This window comes from Amycolatopsis sp. NPDC023774, from assembly GCF_040639695.1.
Taxonomy (GTDB): Bacteria; Actinomycetota; Actinomycetes; order Mycobacteriales; family Pseudonocardiaceae; genus Amycolatopsis.
The window spans coordinates 88,698-105,037 of the sequence record NZ_JBFAAJ010000024.1 but is presented as its reverse complement, the minus strand read 5'-3'; the positions used below and the strand labels follow the sequence as shown (position 1 = coordinate 105,037).

The following is a 16,340-nucleotide window of genomic DNA, read 5'->3' as shown; positions in this document are numbered from 1 at the left end:
GAGGGGATCTCCTTGCTGGGGGTCAGGACCAGGCGGGGTCGCCGCCGGCCCGTTCGCGGTCGGATTCGGTGCCGACGACACCGGCGGCTTTGAGCTGAGCGATCTCGCCGGTGGCCAGGCCGGCGGCCGCGAGGACTTCGTCGTTGTGCTGACCGATTTTCGGCGGGACGTGCCGGAGCCGGGCCGGCGTCGCCGAAAGCGCAATCGGCATGCCGACCCACTTCACCGGGCCGACACTGTCTACTTCGGACTCGATGATGAGGCCGTTGTGCCGCACCTGGGGGTCGTCGAAGACGGCGTCGTACTCGTGCACCGGCGCAACGAGCACGTCTTCGGCTTCGAAGCGGGCCATGATCTCGTCGCGCGGGAACTTTCGAATCGCCTCGGCGAGCAGCCGGTGGGTCTCTTCGGTGTGCTCGCGCAGCCCCTCGATCGTCTGGAACCGCGGGTCGTCGGCCTGTGCGGGCTCGAGCCCGCACGCGCGGGCGGCCCGTTGCCACTGCTGGTCGACGTAGAACTCGCCGATGAGGGTGAACCACAGACCGTCGGCGGCCTCGTAGTATCCGTACAGCGCGGTGTTGTGGGCGTGGGCGACGCCGGCAGACGGCCGGTCGAACCGTTGCCCGGTGTTGAGGTAGGTGGTCCCTTCCTGCAGGTGGCTGGTGATCGCGGCGTTCAGCAGGTTGGAGTCCACCACCTGACCGTGGCCGGTCTTCTCCCGGGCGGCGAGGGCGATCATCATGCCCTGCGCGAACTGCATGGACGCCAAGTAGTCGATCATGAACGTGCCGACCGGCACCGGGCCGGTCTCCTGGCTGCCGGTCAGCGCCATCAGGCCGCTGATCGACTGGGCCGCCAGGTCCTGGCCGCGGCGGTGCACGTACGGGCCCGACAGTCCGTAACCCGAGGCGTAGGCGACGATGATGCGCGGGTTGAGCTTCGACAGATCGTCCCAGCCGAAACCGAGCCGGTCCATCACACCGGGCCGGAAGTTGCTCGCGACGATGTCGGCGTCCTTCGCGAGCCGGTGGATGAGAGCCTTGCCCTCCGGCGACTTCACGTCGACACTGATGCTCTTCTTGTTGCGGTTGGTCGCAGACCAGTGCGGGCTGAACCCGTTTGCCAGAAATGGCGGCTGGAACCGGCCGATCTCGCCGGCGTCGATCCGCTCGACCTTGATCACCTCGGCCCCGAAATCGGCCAGCACCTGAGTGGCCGACGGGCCTTGCTCGAGCTGGGTGAAGTCGAGGATGCGGATGCCTTCGAACGCGTCGGTCATGAGTGCTTCGGCCTTTCTCTCTTGGCGTCGCGGCGCGGGCGTGGTTTCAGCCCGGCCGGCTCGGGCCGGAAGAACCGGGAATCCATCAACCGCGGCTCCGACCGCATGACGGGTACGAAGCCCATGCGGTCGAGCACGTGCCGCTGGAGGTCGACACCCGGTGCGATTTCGATGAGCTCCACGCCTTCGGCCGCCAGCCGGAACACCGCGCGTTCGGTTACGTAGAGCACTCGTTGCCCCTGCCGGTGGGCGCGTTCCGCACTGAAGCAGATGTGGGAGACTTCGTCGACGAACTTCGGGTAGCGGCCGTCCTTCGTGATGACCAGCTGCCCGTCGGTGAGGCCGACGTCGAGGCCCCCGCCGCACAGGGTTCCGCAGAAGACGATCGTGCGGGCCTTCTGACTTATGTCGATGAATCCGCCCGGCCCGATGGGTTTGCCACCCGCCGCGGCGACGTTGACGTTGCCGTGGCGGTCGATCTCGGCGTAGGCGAGCCCGGCGAAGTCGAGCGCTCCGCCGTCGTAGAGATCGAACTGGCTCGGCATGTCCACGATGGCCGACGGGTTGATCGCGGTGCCCGAGTCGAGGCCGACGCCGGGCAGGCCGCCGAAGATCCCCTGCTCCACGGTGAGAGTGAAGCGGTCGAGGAAGCCCTCTTCCAGCGCGACGTAGCTGATGCCGTTGGCCATGCCAACACCGAGGTTGGCCAGGTCGCCTTCGTGCAGCTCGATCGCCGCGCGGCGCGCGACCACCTTGCGGTGGTCGAACGGCAGTGCCTCGACCGCCGTCGGGCGGTTCGGCAAGGTGCCGGTGCGGCGCGGGTCGGTGACTGTGATCGGTGTCTGGTTCGGGTAGTCGGTGAGCACGACGTGATCGACCAGCGGCCCGGGAACGCGCACGCGGTTCGCCGGGATCTCACCGCGGTCGACCAGCCGCTTCACCTCGACGAGGACCAGGCCGCCACTGTTGTGGGTGGCCTGTGCGATCGCCAGATTGTCCGAGAACGCCGCCTCGTCGTCCATCCCGATGTTGCCGTCGACGTCGGCTTCGGTGGCACGCAACAGCGCGACGCCCAGGTCGAACCGCGGGTAGAACAGCCACTCCTCGCCGGCGATGGTCGCCAGCTCACTGAGGCCGGTCGTGGTCCGGTCGTTCATCCGGTCCCACTGCTGCCGCGGGTCGACGAACGTGCCGAGCCCGATGTCGGTGAACAGCCCCGGCCGACGCGCGGCGATCTCCCGGTACAGCAAGGAGATCGTGCCGGCGGGCAGGCCGATCGCCTCGACCTCGTTCCGCGCGATCACGCCCTGCTCCCTTGGCGAGAGCACGAAGTGTGACCCGATGAACCGGCGCACCAGCCCGGGGATCGCGACGTGGTCGACGCCCCGGCCCTCGTGGTCGCCGAGCCCCATCACGTGCACGACGGTGAGATCGTTGGGCGAGCCGCCGTCCTCCCAGCGCCGCTCGAGCGCCGCCAGCAGCGTTTCGGGCACCTGCAACAGGGATCCCGTGCCCCCGACCGCCACCGTTGCGCCCGAGGGAACGAGCGCGACCGCCTCTTCCGGAGACAGGTGCAGATTGGAGCGGTCGCGGCCGGACGGCGCCGCGTCGAGTGAGATCACACCATCACGTCCCCACCGCACACGTTCACGCACTCGCCGGTGATGTAGGACGCGTCGCCGGACGCGAGAAACGCCACCGTGGCGGCCACCTCGTCCGGCCGGCCGATCCGGCCTAGCGGGTTGGTCGAGAGCCGGCGCTCCAGCGCTTCCGCCGCGTCCTGGCCGGTGATGCGCCCGACCTGCTCGCTGCCGAAGTCGGACAGGGCGGTGTCGATCCGGCCCGGCGCCACCGCGTTGACCCGGATCCCGCGCGGTGCGAGCTCGGCGGCGAAGGACTTGGTCAGACTGAGCACCGCGGCCTTCGACGCGGCGTAGTTTGCCGACAGCGCGTTGGGCAACAGCGCCTGGATCGACGCGACGGCAACCACGGCACCACCCCCGCCCAGACACCGGGATGCCAGTTGCAACGTGAGCAAGGCTCCTCGAGCGTTGACGTCGAGCACACGGTCCCAATCGGCGACTGTGAGTTCGCTCGCGGGCGCGAAGGTCTGGATGCCCGCGTTGGCGATCACCACGTTCAGTCTGTCACCGAGCGCTGCGAACGAGGAGGGGTCCGCGACGTCCAAGGCACGCGCCTCGGCGACGCATCCCTTTTCCCGCAACGTATCGGCGACGGACTGCGCTTGCCCGAGGTCAACGTCGGCCACCACGACCTCGGCTTCTTCCGCCGCGAGCCGCTCGACGATCGCCCGGCCGATCCCGCGGGCCCCGCCGGTGACCAGCGCACGCTTGCCGGTGAAGCGAGCCGTCATCAGTCGCCGGCCTTTGCGCTCGCGACGACGCCGCCGAGCGGCACCTTGGACAGCAGCTCGACCTTCTGGCCCTGCTGGCAGACGCGTTCGTCCTGGTCGACGACCTCGACGTCGAAAGTCACGATCGCCTGGTCTGGCTTGGACTTCGAGTCCCGCATCCCGGCGACGGAGTAATTCACGAAGATCGTGTCGCCGATGAAGATCGGCGCGATGAACCGCCACTCCTTGATGCCCAGGAACGCGATCGCGGTGTCCCGCAGCATCTCGGTGCGCGGCCACATCAACCCGTGCGCGTACGCCAGCCCGAGCATGCCGTGCGCGATCCGCCGCCCGAACTGGCTGGCCTTCGCGTACACGTCGCTCGTATGCACCTCGGAGTAGTCCCCGGTGAGCCCGGCGAAACCGATCACGTCGGCGTCCGTGATCGTGCGGCCCGGGCTGCGGAACGAGAGACCGACCGACAGGTCCTCGTACAGCAATCCTTGACGGGGGATCTCCTTGCTCATTCGTGACTTCCTTCCTCTGTCCCGACGGCGGTGTCGTCGAGAGCGGTCTTGAGCGAACGGGCGGCCTCGATCGGCGGCTGCGACCGGAACCGGTCGCCGAGTACTTCGATCTCGAGCGCCGCCGCGTACCCGGCTTCCCGGGTGAGCCGCACGAACTCGCGGAGCGGGATGATCCCCTCCCCCGGAAGGCCTCGTGGCGGCAACCGGCCGGGTTCGGGCACGATCCAGTCGGCGATCTGCACGGCGGCGACCCGGTTCCCGGCCCGACGCACCTCGGTGGCAAGCCGGGGATCCCACCACAGGTGGTAGCTGTCGACGGCGATGCCGAGAAACGGCGAATCAAACTTCTCGACGACGTCAACGGCCTGCGCGAGCGTAACCAGCCAGGACCGGTCGGCCGCCAGCACCGGGTGGAACGGCTCCAGCGCCACGACCACGCCGGCCCGCTCGGCTGCCGGCAAGGCGAGCTCCAGCGCAGCATCGAGCTCCGCTTCGGCCGAGCGCGGGTCGCCGGGGCGCGGCGGTCCGGCGATCACCACCAGCACGCCCGCGTCCAACTCGGCCGCCTCGCCGAGAGCGAGCAGGGTCTCTTCGTGCCCGGCCGGATTCAGGAAACCGCCGCGGCACAGCGTGTCGATGCGGACACCCGCTTGTGCCGCCGCGTTCGCCGTGACACGTGCCCCGCGATACCCCGGCGCCTGCCGCCACACCGCCGCCGCATCGAACCCGGCGTCGGCTGCCACCCGCACGAACTCACCGGTCTCCAAGTGCAGGAAACTGCCTTGGCTCAGCACGGTCTCGGTGGCGGGCACTCCGACTCCTTCGTCATTCGCAGTGACGCCGCTCCGCAGAACTGGAACGGTCTTCAAAAGTGGAACATCGTTCTGATTTTTTGTCAATCAGGGGGAAGAACACACCGAGCGCTGCGAAGGGAACGCTCGGCTACGCTGGCCGGACGTCGGTGCGGCGGAGAGCGAGGAGCGATGGCAGCAGGAGCATTGTCGCGCGGTCTGGGCGTTTTGCAGAGCATGGTCGGCTACCCGGAAGGCCTGCCCTTGGCTCGCATCGCCGAGGAGCAGGACCTCCCCAAAAGCGCGGCGCACCGCATCCTCGTCAGCCTCGTCGACGAAGGATTCGTGCGGCAGCACGAGCCATCGGGCAACTACGCGCTCACGTTGAAGATCGTGAGCCTGGGACTGCGGCACATGGCGAGCAGCACCATCTTCGAACTGGCCGTGCCCGTGCTCGCGCGCCTCGCGGCCGAGTCCGGTCAGCTGGTTCGCCTGGGCCTCGTGGACGGCGAGCAACTCCTGTGGGTGGCCAAATCGCAGGGCTCCCGCGCCGGCCTGCGCTACGACCCCGACCACGGTTCGGAGATCCCTTTCGCCTCGTCCGCCAGCGGAGTCGCCTGGCTTTCGTGCCTCACCGACGACGAAGCCCTCCGCCTGGTCGCCCGTCAGGACTATGACGAGCGCCACCCTGCGGGCCGCAACGCGCCCACCAGCCTGGCCGAGGTCCAGTCCCGCATCCACCAAGCCCGTGAACGCGGGTGGGCCCACGTCCACGACAGCGTCGAAGAAGGCATCTCCGCGATGGCGACCCCGTTGGTGGACTCCGGCACCGGTGCGCCCCTGGGCGTGGTGAGCATCGCCGGGCCGAGCCTCCAGCTCCCCGATGAGCGCATGGCGGAGCTCGCGCCCCACCTCCTCGAAACGGCCGTGGAACTTTCCGGCCTGGCCGGCAGTCTGTCCCAGGAGATCCGCGCCCGCGCCGGACTCGGCGTACCGGGCTGACCCGGAGTGGTCCGGTGCCCGCACCGCTGCGAGCACCGGAACCGGCCCGTCACGCGTCGCGGCCCGCGGCAGGCACCTCGATCCCGTGCAACACACCCATTCGCTGGAACTGCTTGTAGATACGATCGACATAGGCGAAGAACTCGGGCGACTCGCCCAGCACGATCGGCCGGGGCCGCGGCAGCTCGACGACCACTTCGTCGACGATCTCTCCTGGACTTGGGCTCATCACGAAGATCCGGTCGGACAAGCCCACAGCCTCCTCCACGGAGTGCGTGATGAACACGACCGTCGGCCGCCGCTCCAGCCAGAGCGCTTCCAGGTCGGTGCGCACCTGCAGCCGGGTGAGCGCGTCGAGCGCGCCGAACGGCTCGTCCATCAGGATCACCGAAGGGTCGTGCACCAGCGTCCGGATGAGCGACACGCGCTGGCGCATGCCGCCCGAGAGCTGGCGCGGGTACCGGGACTTGGCATGGGTGAGGCGCAGCTGCTCGAACAGCTCGTCCGAACGGGCCTTCAGCCGGGTCCGATCCAAGCCGCGGATCTCGGCCTGCAGCAGCACGTTCTTCTCCGCCGTGCGGAAGTCGAGCAGCAGGTGGTCCTGGAACGCGATGCCAACGTCGGTGATCGGAGCGGACACGACCTCACCGCCCACGGTGATGGTGCCGGCCGACCGCTCCAGGAGGCCGGCGACCATAAGCATCAGAGTGCTCTTGCCACAGCCGGAGGGACCGACGACCGAGACGAACTCGCCCGGGGCTATGTCCATCGACACGGTGCGCACAGCCTCGAAGGGTTTGTCGGTCTCCTCGCCGAAGACCTTGCCGACGCCGTCGATGACGATCGGGGTACTCGCCGCCCGGGCCTCCGGGGCAGACTGTGCAGCGGTCATGGGCGGAACCTTTCGAGTGCGGGTGCTGTTCGCGGAATCGTCACGCCGGACCTCATTTGACTGGGCACGGCTGCAGGTCAGCCGGTAGGTAGTCATACGTGTAGTACTTCGTCGGATCGATCCCCTTGGGGAGCAATCCGACCTGCGAGAGCAGATCCTGTGTTTTGGTCCACTGAGCAGGCTCGGCCTTGCCGAGGAACTTCGCGCCTCCGGCGCACAAGAGGTTCGCGCCGATGATCGCCTTGAGCTCCTCGCCGGAGGCCTTGTCCGCCTTAGCACCCCACAGCTTGTTCACGTCCGCGGTCGCCTTGTCCGGGTTCGTGGCAGCGAGGTGCCAGCCCTGCAACGACGCCTTCACGAACGCCTTCACGTCGTTCGCGTGAGAGGAGGCCCAGTCTTTGTTGGCGAAGATCGACGTGCTGACCGTGGGCACGCCGTTGGTCGCGAACGGCGCGACGAACAGCTGCCCGGCGCCCTGCTGCTCAAGCTGGACCTGGTAGGCGTCGGTGGAGCCGAGGATGGCGTCGACACGGTGCTGCAGCAGCGACTGGACCAGTGACGTCGGCGCCAGGTTGACCAGGTTGACGTCGTTCGAGGACAGGCCGTTGGCCGCCAGGAACAGCGGCAGCATCGTCGCCTGCGATGACGGAACCGGGGTTCCCACCTTCTTGCCCTTCAAGTCGCGCACCGAGCGGATGCCACTGCCCGGGAGAGCGAGGACCGCATTCGGGTTCGACTGGTACACGGTGGCCAGCACCGAAAGCGGCGCTTGCTTGGCAATCAGCTGCGCAGTGGCGGTGGAGTCGGCGTAGCCGATCTTGGCCTGCCCGGAGGCGACCATCTGCGCGGTGAGCGAGGACCCGGTGCCGGGAACGATCGTCACATCAAGGCCGGCGGCCTTGTAGTAGCCCTCCTCGACGGCCGCCGCGAACCCGGAGTTCGAACCGCCCGGCGGGAAGTTCAGCTGGAAGGTCATCTGTGTTCCGCCCGAACCCGACGACGATCCGGAACCGTCGGACGAACAGGCGACACTGAGCGCCGCGACACCGACGGCGACACCGACGGCGAGGGCCTTTCTGAAGGCGGCATGCATGAAAAGACCTTTCGTTGGGGGAAGGGAGAACGTTTTCGGGCACCGGTTCAGGTGAGTTTGGCGCGCTGCCACGGAGTCAGCAGGAACTCGATCAGTTCGACGACGTAATTGAGGATCACTCCGAGCAACGTCAGGAGCACCAGGACCGCGAACACCGTGGTGGAGTCGAGGGTGTTGGTGGCTTGGAGCAAGACGTACCCGAGCCCGCTGTTGGACCCCACAAATTCCGCGACGATCGCGGCGGTGGCGGCCAATGTCGCCGACGTCTTGAGACCTGAGAAGATGACCGGCAGCGCGGCAGGGAACCGCAGGAAGCGGAACGTCTGCCAGCCGCTGGCACCCATGGATCGCGTCAGGTACAGGAAGCGGCTGTCCAAAATGGAAAAGCCGCTGATGCTGGATACCAGCAACGGGAAGAAGGTCATCAGCACGGTCAGCAGGAGCTTCGAGCTGAAGCCCAGCCCGAGCCACACCACGAACAGCGGCGCGACGGCGACCTTCGGCACGAGCTGCACGAGCATCACCGGCGGGTAGATGATCTGCCTGGCCGCGAGCGACCGGGCCACCAGCAACCCCAGCGGGATCGCGATCACGATCGAGATGCCGAAACCGAGGAGGATTTCGGCAATGGTCGTCTGCGCGTTCTCCCAGAGAACCGGCCAACCCGTCACGATCTGCTCGAACACCGCCCACGGGCTCGGCAGCAGGTAGTTCGGGATGTCCAGCACAGCGACGATCAGCGCCCAGAGCCCGACGATGGCAAGGAACGTGGCGATCGGGACGACGCTCCAGATCCTCCGCCGCATCCTCTTACGGCCGGCTGCCTTGCTTCGCCCCCCGCCCCCGGCTGCCTGCGGGGCATCGCCCTTCGGCACGAGGGCGTCCTTTGCCGACAACGACGAAGACATCGGAACTCCTTTGTTCGACAGAAAACTGCAAGAGGTGCACCGCGATGCGGCTCGATAACCGTGGAAACCGCCGGATGCGGCACGGACGCCGGTTGCGGATTCGGCGCTTGGCGCCCGAGGCGATGGCCGCGACGGTCAGGCGAGGACGCGCTACGCCAGTTCCGCCCGTAGCGGACGCCGGAAACAAGCACGTGCTCGCGAAATCCGTAGTCCCACCGCACAGCTGTCCGCTCCGGCGACAGCGGGGGCGAATTCCCCGGCGCGAGGTAAACGGGCGTTGCTCCTGCGCAGCACGGTGGCGATGGGAGTCATCGTCGGCTCCTTGGGTGTCGCAGCGCTCCGATGCGTGCGATTTGGAACGGGCTTCAAGAGTGGAACATCGTTCTGATAAGATGTCAACGATCGATGAGCAGACCGAGCGTGCGGTGACCACTCGGCTACAGCAGCCGGACTGGGTGCGGCGGAGAGCGGGGAGCTATGGCGGCAGGGGCATTGTCACGCGGCCTGGGGGTTCTGCAGTGCCTGGTGGGAACCCCGGAAGGGCTGCCGCTCACCCGCATCGCCGAAGCCGTGGACCTGCCGAAGAGCGCGGCGCACCGCATCCTGGTCACCCTGGTCGAGGACGGCTTCGCACGACAGCATGAGCAGTCGGGCAACTACGCGCTGACCCTGCGGATCGTCAGCCTGGGCCTGAAGCACCTGGCCAGCAGCACAATCTTCGAGCTGGCCGTCCCAGTGCTCGCTCGGCTCGCGACCGAATCCGGCCAGCTTGTCCGCCTCGGCCTGGTCGACGGTGAACAGCTCCTGTGGGTCGCGAAGTCGCAAGGCGCCCGCGCGGGACTTCGTTACGATCCCGACCACGGTTCCGAGGTCCCGTTCGCGTCGACGGCCAGTGGAGTCGCGTGGTTGTCCGGGCTCGACGACAACGACGCGCTGCGCCTGGTCGCCCGACAGGACTTCGATGAACGGTACCCGGCCGGGCACAACGCACCCACGAGCCTGGCCGAGGTCCAGGCTCGCATTCAGGAAGCGCGCGACAAGGGCTGGGCCCGGGTCCACGACAGCGTCGAGGAAGGCATCTCCGCGATGGCCACTCCCCTGCTGGAACCCGGCACCGGAGCCCCCTTGGGCGTCGTGAGCATCGCCGGCCCGAGCCTGCAGCTGTCCGACGAACGCATGGAGAAACTCGCACCACGACTGCTGGAGACGGCCGCGGAACTGTCCGGTTTGGCCGGAAGCCTCTCTCAGGAGCTTCGGTCCCGCAACGGGTTCGGGGTGGCTGGCTGAGCCGCCAGGCCGAACCTTCTCCACCCAGACGCGCGTCGCCCAGCGCGGTCGTGACCGCGGCGACCTCGTCGTCGTTCAACGGTAACTGCGGAATCGCGGTCGCGGGCGATTCGATGACGCCCAGCACGTGCAAAGCAGCATTGATCGCGCTTGGCCGGGCAGAACCCACACCGATGCGAGCGGCAGCAACGCCGACAATCCGCTGCAGCGCCGCGAGCCGGGCCTGCTCGTCGGCCGCTGCCACGTGGTCGCCGCTCTTGGCAGCCGGCGGCCCGGCCTGGCGGGTCAGGCCGCGGAGGGGTTTTTCGCGTTCAGGCGGTTTGTCCGGCCCGGCACTGGGTAGCTTCGGGTTGGCCGTGAGTACACCGGCCCTACCCCTTGTAATTCTGGAGCCGATGATGCCTGTACCGGCCTTGACCGCCGAGCAGCGCGAATCCGCGCTGGAGAAAGCGAAGCTGCTGCGCCAGCAGAGGACCGCGCTGTTGGCGGCCGTGAAGGACGGCGTCGTCACGCTGCCTGGCGTCTTGGAACAAGCCGCTGCCGATCCGGACGGTGCGGCCGCCCGGACGCGGGTGCGGCTGCTGTTGCGGTCCCTTCCTGGGTTCGGCCCGGTTTCCGCGCAGCGGCTGATGGACGAGGTCGGGATCTCCGATGCCCGACGGGTCCGTGGCCTGGGTGGGAGGCAGCGGAACCTGCTGGTCGCCGCGGTGCAGCGCTGAGACCTTGGTGGATGGATCGGGTCAGAGGCCCGGCAGCTGATGTTCGAGGCGGTCGAGCCAGCGGTCGACGGACTCGTCGTAGTGGCCGGGGCGTTGAGCGGTGCAGCCGCCGTGACGGCCGCCTGCACGTGGTCGCGCACGGTGCCGGCGAACTGGGCAACGCCCACACCGTGTGGAAGTAGCCGTTCCGCATCTGCACAGCGCGACTTCCTGGTAGCCGGCGGTGGCCTCGAAGTTGCGGACGCCGTAGCGGGTTCCGGGATCTGGGGGCTTCCCGAGGTGATGATGAGAACTGTCGGGTGGGCCTTCGTGATCACGGCGGTTGGGTCGGCGCCTCGGGAGGTTTGCGGGTCGTTGAGGCCGATGTAGTCGATCGCCTGCCAGCCGCTGTAGTAGGAGTCGCACCGGCGTCGCCGACAGGCAGCGTGCGTGCTTGCTGCGGCACTTCAGCCGTCCCAAGGCCTTTGCCGATCGCGACGTGTGCGCGCGGCAGGTCGGGTCCGTAGTTGGCGATGATGCGGAGGTCGGGTGCGGTCGCGCCGGCGACGGCTGACCAGACGACGGCGACGGCGCCCGCCAGGGCTGTCAGCCACCGTCCGCCCAGTGCCCCGGCGGTCAGGCCGGCGCCGAGGCAGAGCACCGGCACGCCGTGGTCGGCGAAACGGCCGAGGTAGTCCATGGTCGGCCCGGACACGGCGTAGGCCACGGAGGTCAGGGCGACGGTCACGACCAGCAGGACACCGGCCGATCGGGTGGTGCGCCGGAGCAGGAGCGACAACGTCAGCACGAGAGGCGGCAGCAGCAGCCGCCTGATCGGTGCTACCGCAGGACTGTAAAGCTTGCCGTGTCCGCGCCAATGTCACGTTCTGGGAGGTTGCGCTGACAGGACGGCGCTGAATTGCGTCGTGACATCTGTGCCGAGCCGCGCACCAGCGGTGATCGAGATCCGGTGCCCGTTGATGTGCGCCGAGTACTGGCTGGCGGCCTCGATGTCGGCGGCCGGCACCTCGCGGGCCCAAAGCACGTTGTAGCTGGAGCTGTCGACGGCGATCAAGACGGCGACGTCGAAATCGAAAGAACGGAAGGGCGCGAAGAACGCGCCTCGGGTGTCCGGGTGGATGGTCCTGGCCTTCACCCGGATCCGCCGCCCGTCCGCAGCCCGCAGGTCGTAGGACGTGACCGAGTTCGGAGCCAGCTCCCCGTCGTAGACCCGCGCGGCGAGGCACTCGGCATAGTCACCCAGCGGCGCCTTCCGAGTCCTCACCACGCCCCGCCGGCGCAACTCCTGCAGGATCGCCGCGTAGTGTCCCAGCAATTCCGGAACAGACTCTCCGCGCAGGCCGTGCTGGCTGTCGGGGTCCATGCTGGGACACTACGCGCGGCCGGAGACCGATTCACCGAAGATACGGGCAGGGGTGCTGATCCGCGTCACGGCCCGCAGCCGCCAACCTGCGGCACTGCCCCGACCCGACCGCCGGGTTGCCGACTGGTACTCGCTGAAAATCGGGCGGATATGGCTGACCAGCGGTGATCAGCCGCTGGTCGTGCCCTGCTCGGCGATGACGGTGCCGACGGACACCTTGGTGGCGTGGGTGAGGGTGCGGATGGACTCGCCGTCGGCGTGCCGAGCGAGGATGATGCGGCGCTTGTCGGCGTCGACGACGCGGGGCCGGCCGCCGGTGTGGCCGCGGGCGAGGCCGTTGCGGGTTTTGCGGACGATGTCATTCGTAGTGCAGCGGGCGGCACGGGGGCGTGGGCAGGGTCGGCACCCAGGTGCTGGTCGGCACGCTGGGTCCGTACCCGATTGCCGGGCTATCGGTGTCGCTCGCGTTCACAGCGGGCCTGTTCACGATCTGGATCGGGCCCGGAGACGAGATGATGGAAGCGAAGCGACGCTTGACGCTCAGAGGTGTTCGAGCGGGTTCTGGGCCATCACCGTGGCGAGGCCTCGGCCGATCGTGACGGCGGCCGAGCTGTCCGGCTTGCGCTTGGCCTGGTCCTCGAAGCACCCGACGAACTCGGCAGCCAGAGTCAGCCGCGGGTACTGCGCGAGCACTTCGGCGCGGAACTCCGCGGAGAAGTCGTCGGCGTTGCGCCCCGCGATGTCGACGGCGGTGGACCGCGCCAGCAGGAAGCCTTCCGGGTCCTCGTCCCGGTCCACCTCGTCCCACATGTGGCGGACGATGACCTCGGCCAGCCGCCCGCGCCGCGGCACCGGCCACCCGGCACCCGCCGCAAACACCCACGCGACGTCGCCGCCCGCCATTTCGAACGGTCTGGCGTGGTTGTCGAATTGCTCGACCAGGCCGAGGTCGTGCAGCAGCGCCGCTACGAAGAGCAACTCGTCGTCGAAGCCGATGCCCTGGCCGGTGGCGTAGGCAGCCGCCCACACATACGAGCGAATCGAGTGGTTGACCAGGGCGGGCGAACTGTAGGCCTTCGCCACTTCGAGCGCGTGTACGCACGCGGGATTGTCAGGGAGCGGGACATCGGCGAGGCGCATGGTGGTCAGAATATGCGCCGAGTTCGCTTGAACAGAAGGCTCCCAGGTCCAGCTACCGGCCACCGGCTTCACCGCCGACCGTCGCGCGCTCGTGCTGGCCTCGAGTCGCGGCGGCCCGACCACCGTCCGCGTGGCTGCCCGCGCGGACGAGAAGTTCGTCAAGCTCGGCACGGTCGACCACGGCGACCGGCCTCGGGGGCCCGTTCACTCCTGCGCACGAGATGTTCGTCGTCGGGCGGACGGCCTGACCGACGCCGACGCCGAGGGGGTGGCTCGCCGGCCTGCTCGCCCGCAGCGACGAGGGCGGCTACGTCTCTTCGGCCTCCGGCGGTACCTGTTCCTGGCACCGCCGGATCGGGAGGGCCGCGGTGCACATGGTGCAGGCCACGCCTTCTTGTGCGTCGGTGATGGCGGCGGCGACCGTTCGCCGCAGGGCACACCGAGGCGGTCCGAATTCGCCGGGTGGGTGTCGTTCAGGATTCGGTGATCTTGATGTATCCCTCTTGGACGAGCTGGATCGTCCTGGCCATGGCGTCGGTGTTCACCAGGATGTCGGACAGGAGGTCCTCGTTGTCCCAGTGGTGCGCCTTCGCGGTGGCCCCGCACAGCTCGACACGCACGCCACGGGCGACAAGATCGGCGACGAGTTGCCGGTAGGGGTTGCCGGTCGAGATGTTCCGGTCGGCGTTGTAGGCCGCGTCGTGCAACGTGACGTGCCCGGCGTTGGTGTGGAACACGACCACGACATCCGAGCTCGCACCCCAGTCGGCCGCGTCACCCGCGATGAGCCCCAAGTGGAACAAGGACGCCGGGAGGTCACCTTCGAAATCCAGAGATCCCACACTGAACACAGCCTTGACCTCGGCCAGTTTCACCGGGATGTCGATGTGCAGAGGCTTTTCCGACACGGTCGCTCCTTCAGAAGATCAGTTTTGTTCGCTGGATTGACTCGCAGTCACGCGTCGAGGCGCGCGTCGAGCTAGGAATTGATCCGGGCCTGGGCGTGCTTGCCCACCGGCGGGACCTTGCCGAAGAACTTGTGCGGTGCCGCCGGCCAGATGCCCAGCTCGGCGTCATTGCCGGCCGCCTTCCATCGCTCACCCATGAAAAACGAGTCGTCAAGCAGCGGGTCGAGACTACCCACCGTGAACAAGGCGGGTGGCAACCCCGCGAGATCGGCATACAGGGTGAGAACCGCGGACTGTGCCACGATTTCAATCCGATCGGGAACACCGTCTCGGCGGTGCCCTGGAGGTACTGTGCCGTGAGCACGGGAGTTTCCGTCGTGGCCAGGCGTGCGGCGAGGCTCAGGCTTACGTCGTAGACGCCGGACACCAGGCTCGCAGCGACGAGCCGGTCGATCGCACGCAGTTCGTCGCGCAGGTGGAGCAAGGTCATCGCGGCGAGGTGCCCGCCGGCGGAACTTCCGGCTATCACCAGCCGGTCGGTGCCGAATTCGGTCTCGGCGTGCTCCAACAGCCACTCGACGGAGGCGAGGCAGTCCTCGAGCTGTGCGGGATAGGGGTTCTCCGGCGCAAGCCGGTAGTCGACGCTGACCGTCGCGACGCCATACGTGCTCGCTGTCAGTTGGTAGATGAGGTCGTCCCGTTCGGGCAGCCCGATGACCCGTCCGCCGCCGTGGATATTGACCATCACCGGCACGCACGTCGCCCGGTGGGCGGAGGACACGCAGACGCAGGCCGCCATCGGGACCGGAAATGATCATTTCGTGCGGGGTGAGCGATTCCGGCGCCCCTGCCGGCGCCGATCGCATCGGTCCGCATCTCGATCCGGCCCGCCGGCGTAGTCACGTCAGGAACTCTTTCCTTGCGGAGCCGTTTTGATCGCTCTGGCCTGCTCGAGGTCCGAGGCGGGGATGTTCTTCTCCTTGAGCACAAGTCACCTCGTTTGATCAGATCTCGGTGCGCGAATGCCTGGCGGGCCCCGGGGATGTGCCGCATGGCGAACCGTCTCCCGCACGCCAAAACGGCTACGCGTGATGCGTCGCCGGCAATCGGCGACGACGTCGTCTCGCCAGATCCGGCCGGCCCCCGCGGGTGGCCGGTTGATGCAGGCGCACTTGCAGGCCGTCTCCCTGGGTCGTCCGCAGCGAGGCGGCAACGGCGTCAGTTACGGCGCCGAATACGCCCGCATTGTTGTCGACCGTCACCGTGCTGCTGTCGCCGTCGGCGGCAAGGGTGATGCGACCCAGCTCATTCAACGGTAGGTGTGGGCCACCCAGGTCGAGGGTTCCGAGACCTGCACGGCGTCGTCACGTGCCGCTGCGATTGCCGTCTGGGCCGAGTCGGGTTACTCCTCGTGCTGCCTGGCGCTGGGATGACGCAGGTGATCGCGGGATTTGATCTCTTCCGGCTCCAGCAGAGTGATCATTTCGACGTCCGGGGCGCAGATGCAGACCGCGAAGAACCGGCTCCAGGAATCCGGTTCCAGGTTTGCCATCTGGTAGTGGACGACGTCGCCGCCGGGTTCCCACAACGGCTCGCCGGCGGCGATCTCGCGAGGTTCCTCGCCCTCGATTTCGAAAAGGATCTTGCCCTCCAGTACGTACCCGAACACGGGTCCGGAATGGCGGTGTGGCGGCAGTCCCGCATCCGCGGGCGGAAGTTCGATGAGCTGCGTCATCACGTGCGCACCTTCAGGGATCCAGGGTGGCGTCACGTTGAGCAGGTCCGAGATTTGGACGTTTCCGGTGGACAACATCGCCCGATGCTACGTGGGCCGACCGCGGCAGACGGTCTTTCTTCCCGCGTACGGGGGCGGTCGCGGACGAGCGACAAGACACCACTCCGATGAGCGGGACGCCGGCCAGCGCTGTGACCAGGCACTCGGCGTGCAGCCGGTCGCGTCGACGACCATCTGGTGCCGTTTCGCTTGTCCGTCTCGACGCCCCGGATGAGTGTTTCAACGTGCCCGATCGTCAACTGATCGGCAGCCACACCGCGATATCCGCCAACGCGTGCCACAC

At 67.9% G+C, this 16,340-nt stretch carries 16 protein-coding genes and 1 pseudogene; 3 read left to right on the top strand and 14 right to left on the bottom strand.

The window, feature by feature from the left end:
- Positions 1–22: 22 nt before the first annotated feature.
- From AB0F91_RS35090 to AB0F91_RS35070, 5 genes are read right to left on the bottom strand one after another with little or no spacing between them, the layout of a single operon-like run.
- Positions 23–1,279, bottom strand: coding sequence for a CoA transferase (locus tag AB0F91_RS35090; protein WP_360604648.1), 1,257 nt, complete (start codon positions 1,277–1,279; stop codon positions 23–25).
- A complete protein-coding gene (locus AB0F91_RS35085; protein WP_360604646.1) occupies positions 1,276–2,901 on the bottom strand; it encodes a malonate decarboxylase subunit alpha in 1,626 nt (541 codons plus the stop codon). The genes AB0F91_RS35090 and AB0F91_RS35085 overlap by 4 nt, the downstream gene beginning before the upstream one ends.
- A complete protein-coding gene (locus AB0F91_RS35080; protein WP_360604644.1) occupies positions 2,898–3,653 on the bottom strand; it encodes an SDR family NAD(P)-dependent oxidoreductase in 756 nt (251 codons plus the stop codon). The genes AB0F91_RS35085 and AB0F91_RS35080 overlap by 4 nt, the downstream gene beginning before the upstream one ends.
- The gene (locus AB0F91_RS35075; RefSeq protein WP_360604642.1) at positions 3,653–4,159 is read right to left on the bottom strand and encodes a MaoC/PaaZ C-terminal domain-containing protein; all 507 of its coding nucleotides are present in this window, start codon (positions 4,157–4,159) and stop codon (positions 3,653–3,655) included. Before AB0F91_RS35075 ends, AB0F91_RS35080 begins: the two co-directional genes overlap by 1 nt.
- Positions 4,156–4,971: a sugar phosphate isomerase/epimerase family protein gene (locus tag AB0F91_RS35070; protein WP_360604640.1), complete on the bottom strand. Its 816-nt coding sequence runs from the start codon at positions 4,969–4,971 to the stop codon at positions 4,156–4,158. Before AB0F91_RS35070 ends, AB0F91_RS35075 begins: the two co-directional genes overlap by 4 nt.
- Before the next feature lie 171 nt (positions 4,972–5,142).
- Between AB0F91_RS35070 and AB0F91_RS35065 the strand changes: the two genes are divergently transcribed.
- On the top strand, positions 5,143–5,952 hold the full coding sequence (locus tag AB0F91_RS35065) for an IclR family transcriptional regulator (RefSeq protein ID WP_360604638.1): 810 nt from the start codon (positions 5,143–5,145) through the stop codon (positions 5,950–5,952).
- A 49-nt stretch (positions 5,953–6,001) separates the two neighbouring features.
- On the opposite strand, the gene AB0F91_RS35060 is transcribed toward AB0F91_RS35065, so the two are convergent.
- The 3 genes from AB0F91_RS35060 to AB0F91_RS35050 form a co-directional block, all read right to left on the bottom strand.
- The gene (locus AB0F91_RS35060; protein ID WP_360604636.1) at positions 6,002–6,844 is read right to left on the bottom strand and encodes an ABC transporter ATP-binding protein; all 843 of its coding nucleotides are present in this window, start codon (positions 6,842–6,844) and stop codon (positions 6,002–6,004) included.
- A 52-nt stretch (positions 6,845–6,896) separates the two neighbouring features.
- Positions 6,897–7,820, bottom strand: a complete 924-nt coding sequence (locus tag AB0F91_RS35055; RefSeq protein WP_360604634.1) for an ABC transporter substrate-binding protein — start codon at positions 7,818–7,820, stop codon at positions 6,897–6,899.
- Positions 7,821–7,984: 164 nt separating this feature from the next.
- The gene (locus AB0F91_RS35050) at positions 7,985–8,845 is read right to left on the bottom strand and encodes an ABC transporter permease (protein ID WP_360604632.1); all 861 of its coding nucleotides are present in this window, start codon (positions 8,843–8,845) and stop codon (positions 7,985–7,987) included.
- Between the two features lie 477 nt (positions 8,846–9,322).
- Between AB0F91_RS35050 and AB0F91_RS35045 the strand changes: the two genes are divergently transcribed.
- On the top strand, positions 9,323–10,132 hold the full coding sequence (locus AB0F91_RS35045) for an IclR family transcriptional regulator (RefSeq protein ID WP_360604630.1): 810 nt from the start codon (positions 9,323–9,325) through the stop codon (positions 10,130–10,132).
- 395 nt (positions 10,133–10,527) lie between these two features.
- The gene (mihF, locus tag AB0F91_RS35040; protein WP_360604628.1) at positions 10,528–10,851 is read left to right on the top strand and encodes an integration host factor, actinobacterial type; all 324 of its coding nucleotides are present in this window, start codon (positions 10,528–10,530) and stop codon (positions 10,849–10,851) included.
- A gap of 313 nt (positions 10,852–11,164) precedes the next feature.
- Here the strand turns inward: mihF and AB0F91_RS35035 are convergent, their stop codons facing one another.
- From AB0F91_RS35035 to AB0F91_RS35010, 6 genes and pseudogenes are all read right to left on the bottom strand, one after another.
- The gene (locus AB0F91_RS35035; RefSeq protein WP_360604626.1) at positions 11,165–11,578 is read right to left on the bottom strand and encodes a hypothetical protein; all 414 of its coding nucleotides are present in this window, start codon (positions 11,576–11,578) and stop codon (positions 11,165–11,167) included.
- Between the two features lie 132 nt (positions 11,579–11,710).
- A complete protein-coding gene (locus AB0F91_RS35030) occupies positions 11,711–12,214 on the bottom strand; it encodes a hypothetical protein (RefSeq protein WP_360604624.1) in 504 nt (167 codons plus the stop codon).
- Between the two features lie 540 nt (positions 12,215–12,754).
- On the bottom strand, positions 12,755–13,354 hold the full coding sequence (locus AB0F91_RS35025) for an HD domain-containing protein (RefSeq protein ID WP_360604622.1): 600 nt from the start codon (positions 13,352–13,354) through the stop codon (positions 12,755–12,757).
- 473 nt (positions 13,355–13,827) lie between these two features.
- Positions 13,828–14,262 (bottom strand): DsrE family protein, encoded by a 435-nt coding sequence (locus AB0F91_RS35020; protein WP_360604620.1) that lies wholly within the window; start codon positions 14,260–14,262, stop codon positions 13,828–13,830.
- Between the two features lie 71 nt (positions 14,263–14,333).
- Positions 14,334–15,061 (bottom strand): annotated as a pseudogene (locus AB0F91_RS35015) (alpha/beta hydrolase fold domain-containing protein).
- A gap of 603 nt (positions 15,062–15,664) precedes the next feature.
- Positions 15,665–16,075 (bottom strand): cupin domain-containing protein, encoded by a 411-nt coding sequence (locus AB0F91_RS35010; protein ID WP_360604618.1) that lies wholly within the window; start codon positions 16,073–16,075, stop codon positions 15,665–15,667.
- Between the last annotated feature and the right edge of the window lie 265 nt (positions 16,076–16,340).

Bases quoted from the DNA above. Each gene is read 5' to 3' on its own strand.
- AB0F91_RS35090 (WP_360604648.1), bottom strand. From the start codon at position 1,279: ATGACCGACGCGTTCGAAGGCATCCGCATCCTCGACTTCACCCAGCTC.
- AB0F91_RS35080 (WP_360604644.1), bottom strand. From the start codon at position 3,653: ATGACGGCTCGCTTCACCGGCAAGCGTGCGCTGGTCACCGGCGGGGCC.
- AB0F91_RS35075 (WP_360604642.1), bottom strand. From the start codon at position 4,159: ATGAGCAAGGAGATCCCCCGTCAAGGATTGCTGTACGAGGACCTGTCG.
- AB0F91_RS35065 (WP_360604638.1), top strand. From the start codon at position 5,143: ATGGCAGCAGGAGCATTGTCGCGCGGTCTGGGCGTTTTGCAGAGCATG.
- AB0F91_RS35060 (WP_360604636.1), bottom strand. From the start codon at position 6,844: ATGACCGCTGCACAGTCTGCCCCGGAGGCCCGGGCGGCGAGTACCCCG.
- AB0F91_RS35055 (WP_360604634.1), bottom strand. From the start codon at position 7,820: ATGACCTTCCAGCTGAACTTCCCGCCGGGCGGTTCGAACTCCGGGTTC.
- AB0F91_RS35050 (WP_360604632.1), bottom strand. From the start codon at position 8,845: ATGTCTTCGTCGTTGTCGGCAAAGGACGCCCTCGTGCCGAAGGGCGAT.
- AB0F91_RS35045 (WP_360604630.1), top strand. From the start codon at position 9,323: ATGGCGGCAGGGGCATTGTCACGCGGCCTGGGGGTTCTGCAGTGCCTG.
- mihF (WP_360604628.1), top strand. From the start codon at position 10,528: ATGATGCCTGTACCGGCCTTGACCGCCGAGCAGCGCGAATCCGCGCTG.
- AB0F91_RS35030 (WP_360604624.1), bottom strand. From the start codon at position 12,214: ATGGACCCCGACAGCCAGCACGGCCTGCGCGGAGAGTCTGTTCCGGAA.
- AB0F91_RS35025 (WP_360604622.1), bottom strand. From the start codon at position 13,354: ATGCGCCTCGCCGATGTCCCGCTCCCTGACAATCCCGCGTGCGTACAC.
- AB0F91_RS35010 (WP_360604618.1), bottom strand. From the start codon at position 16,075: ATGTTGTCCACCGGAAACGTCCAAATCTCGGACCTGCTCAACGTGACG.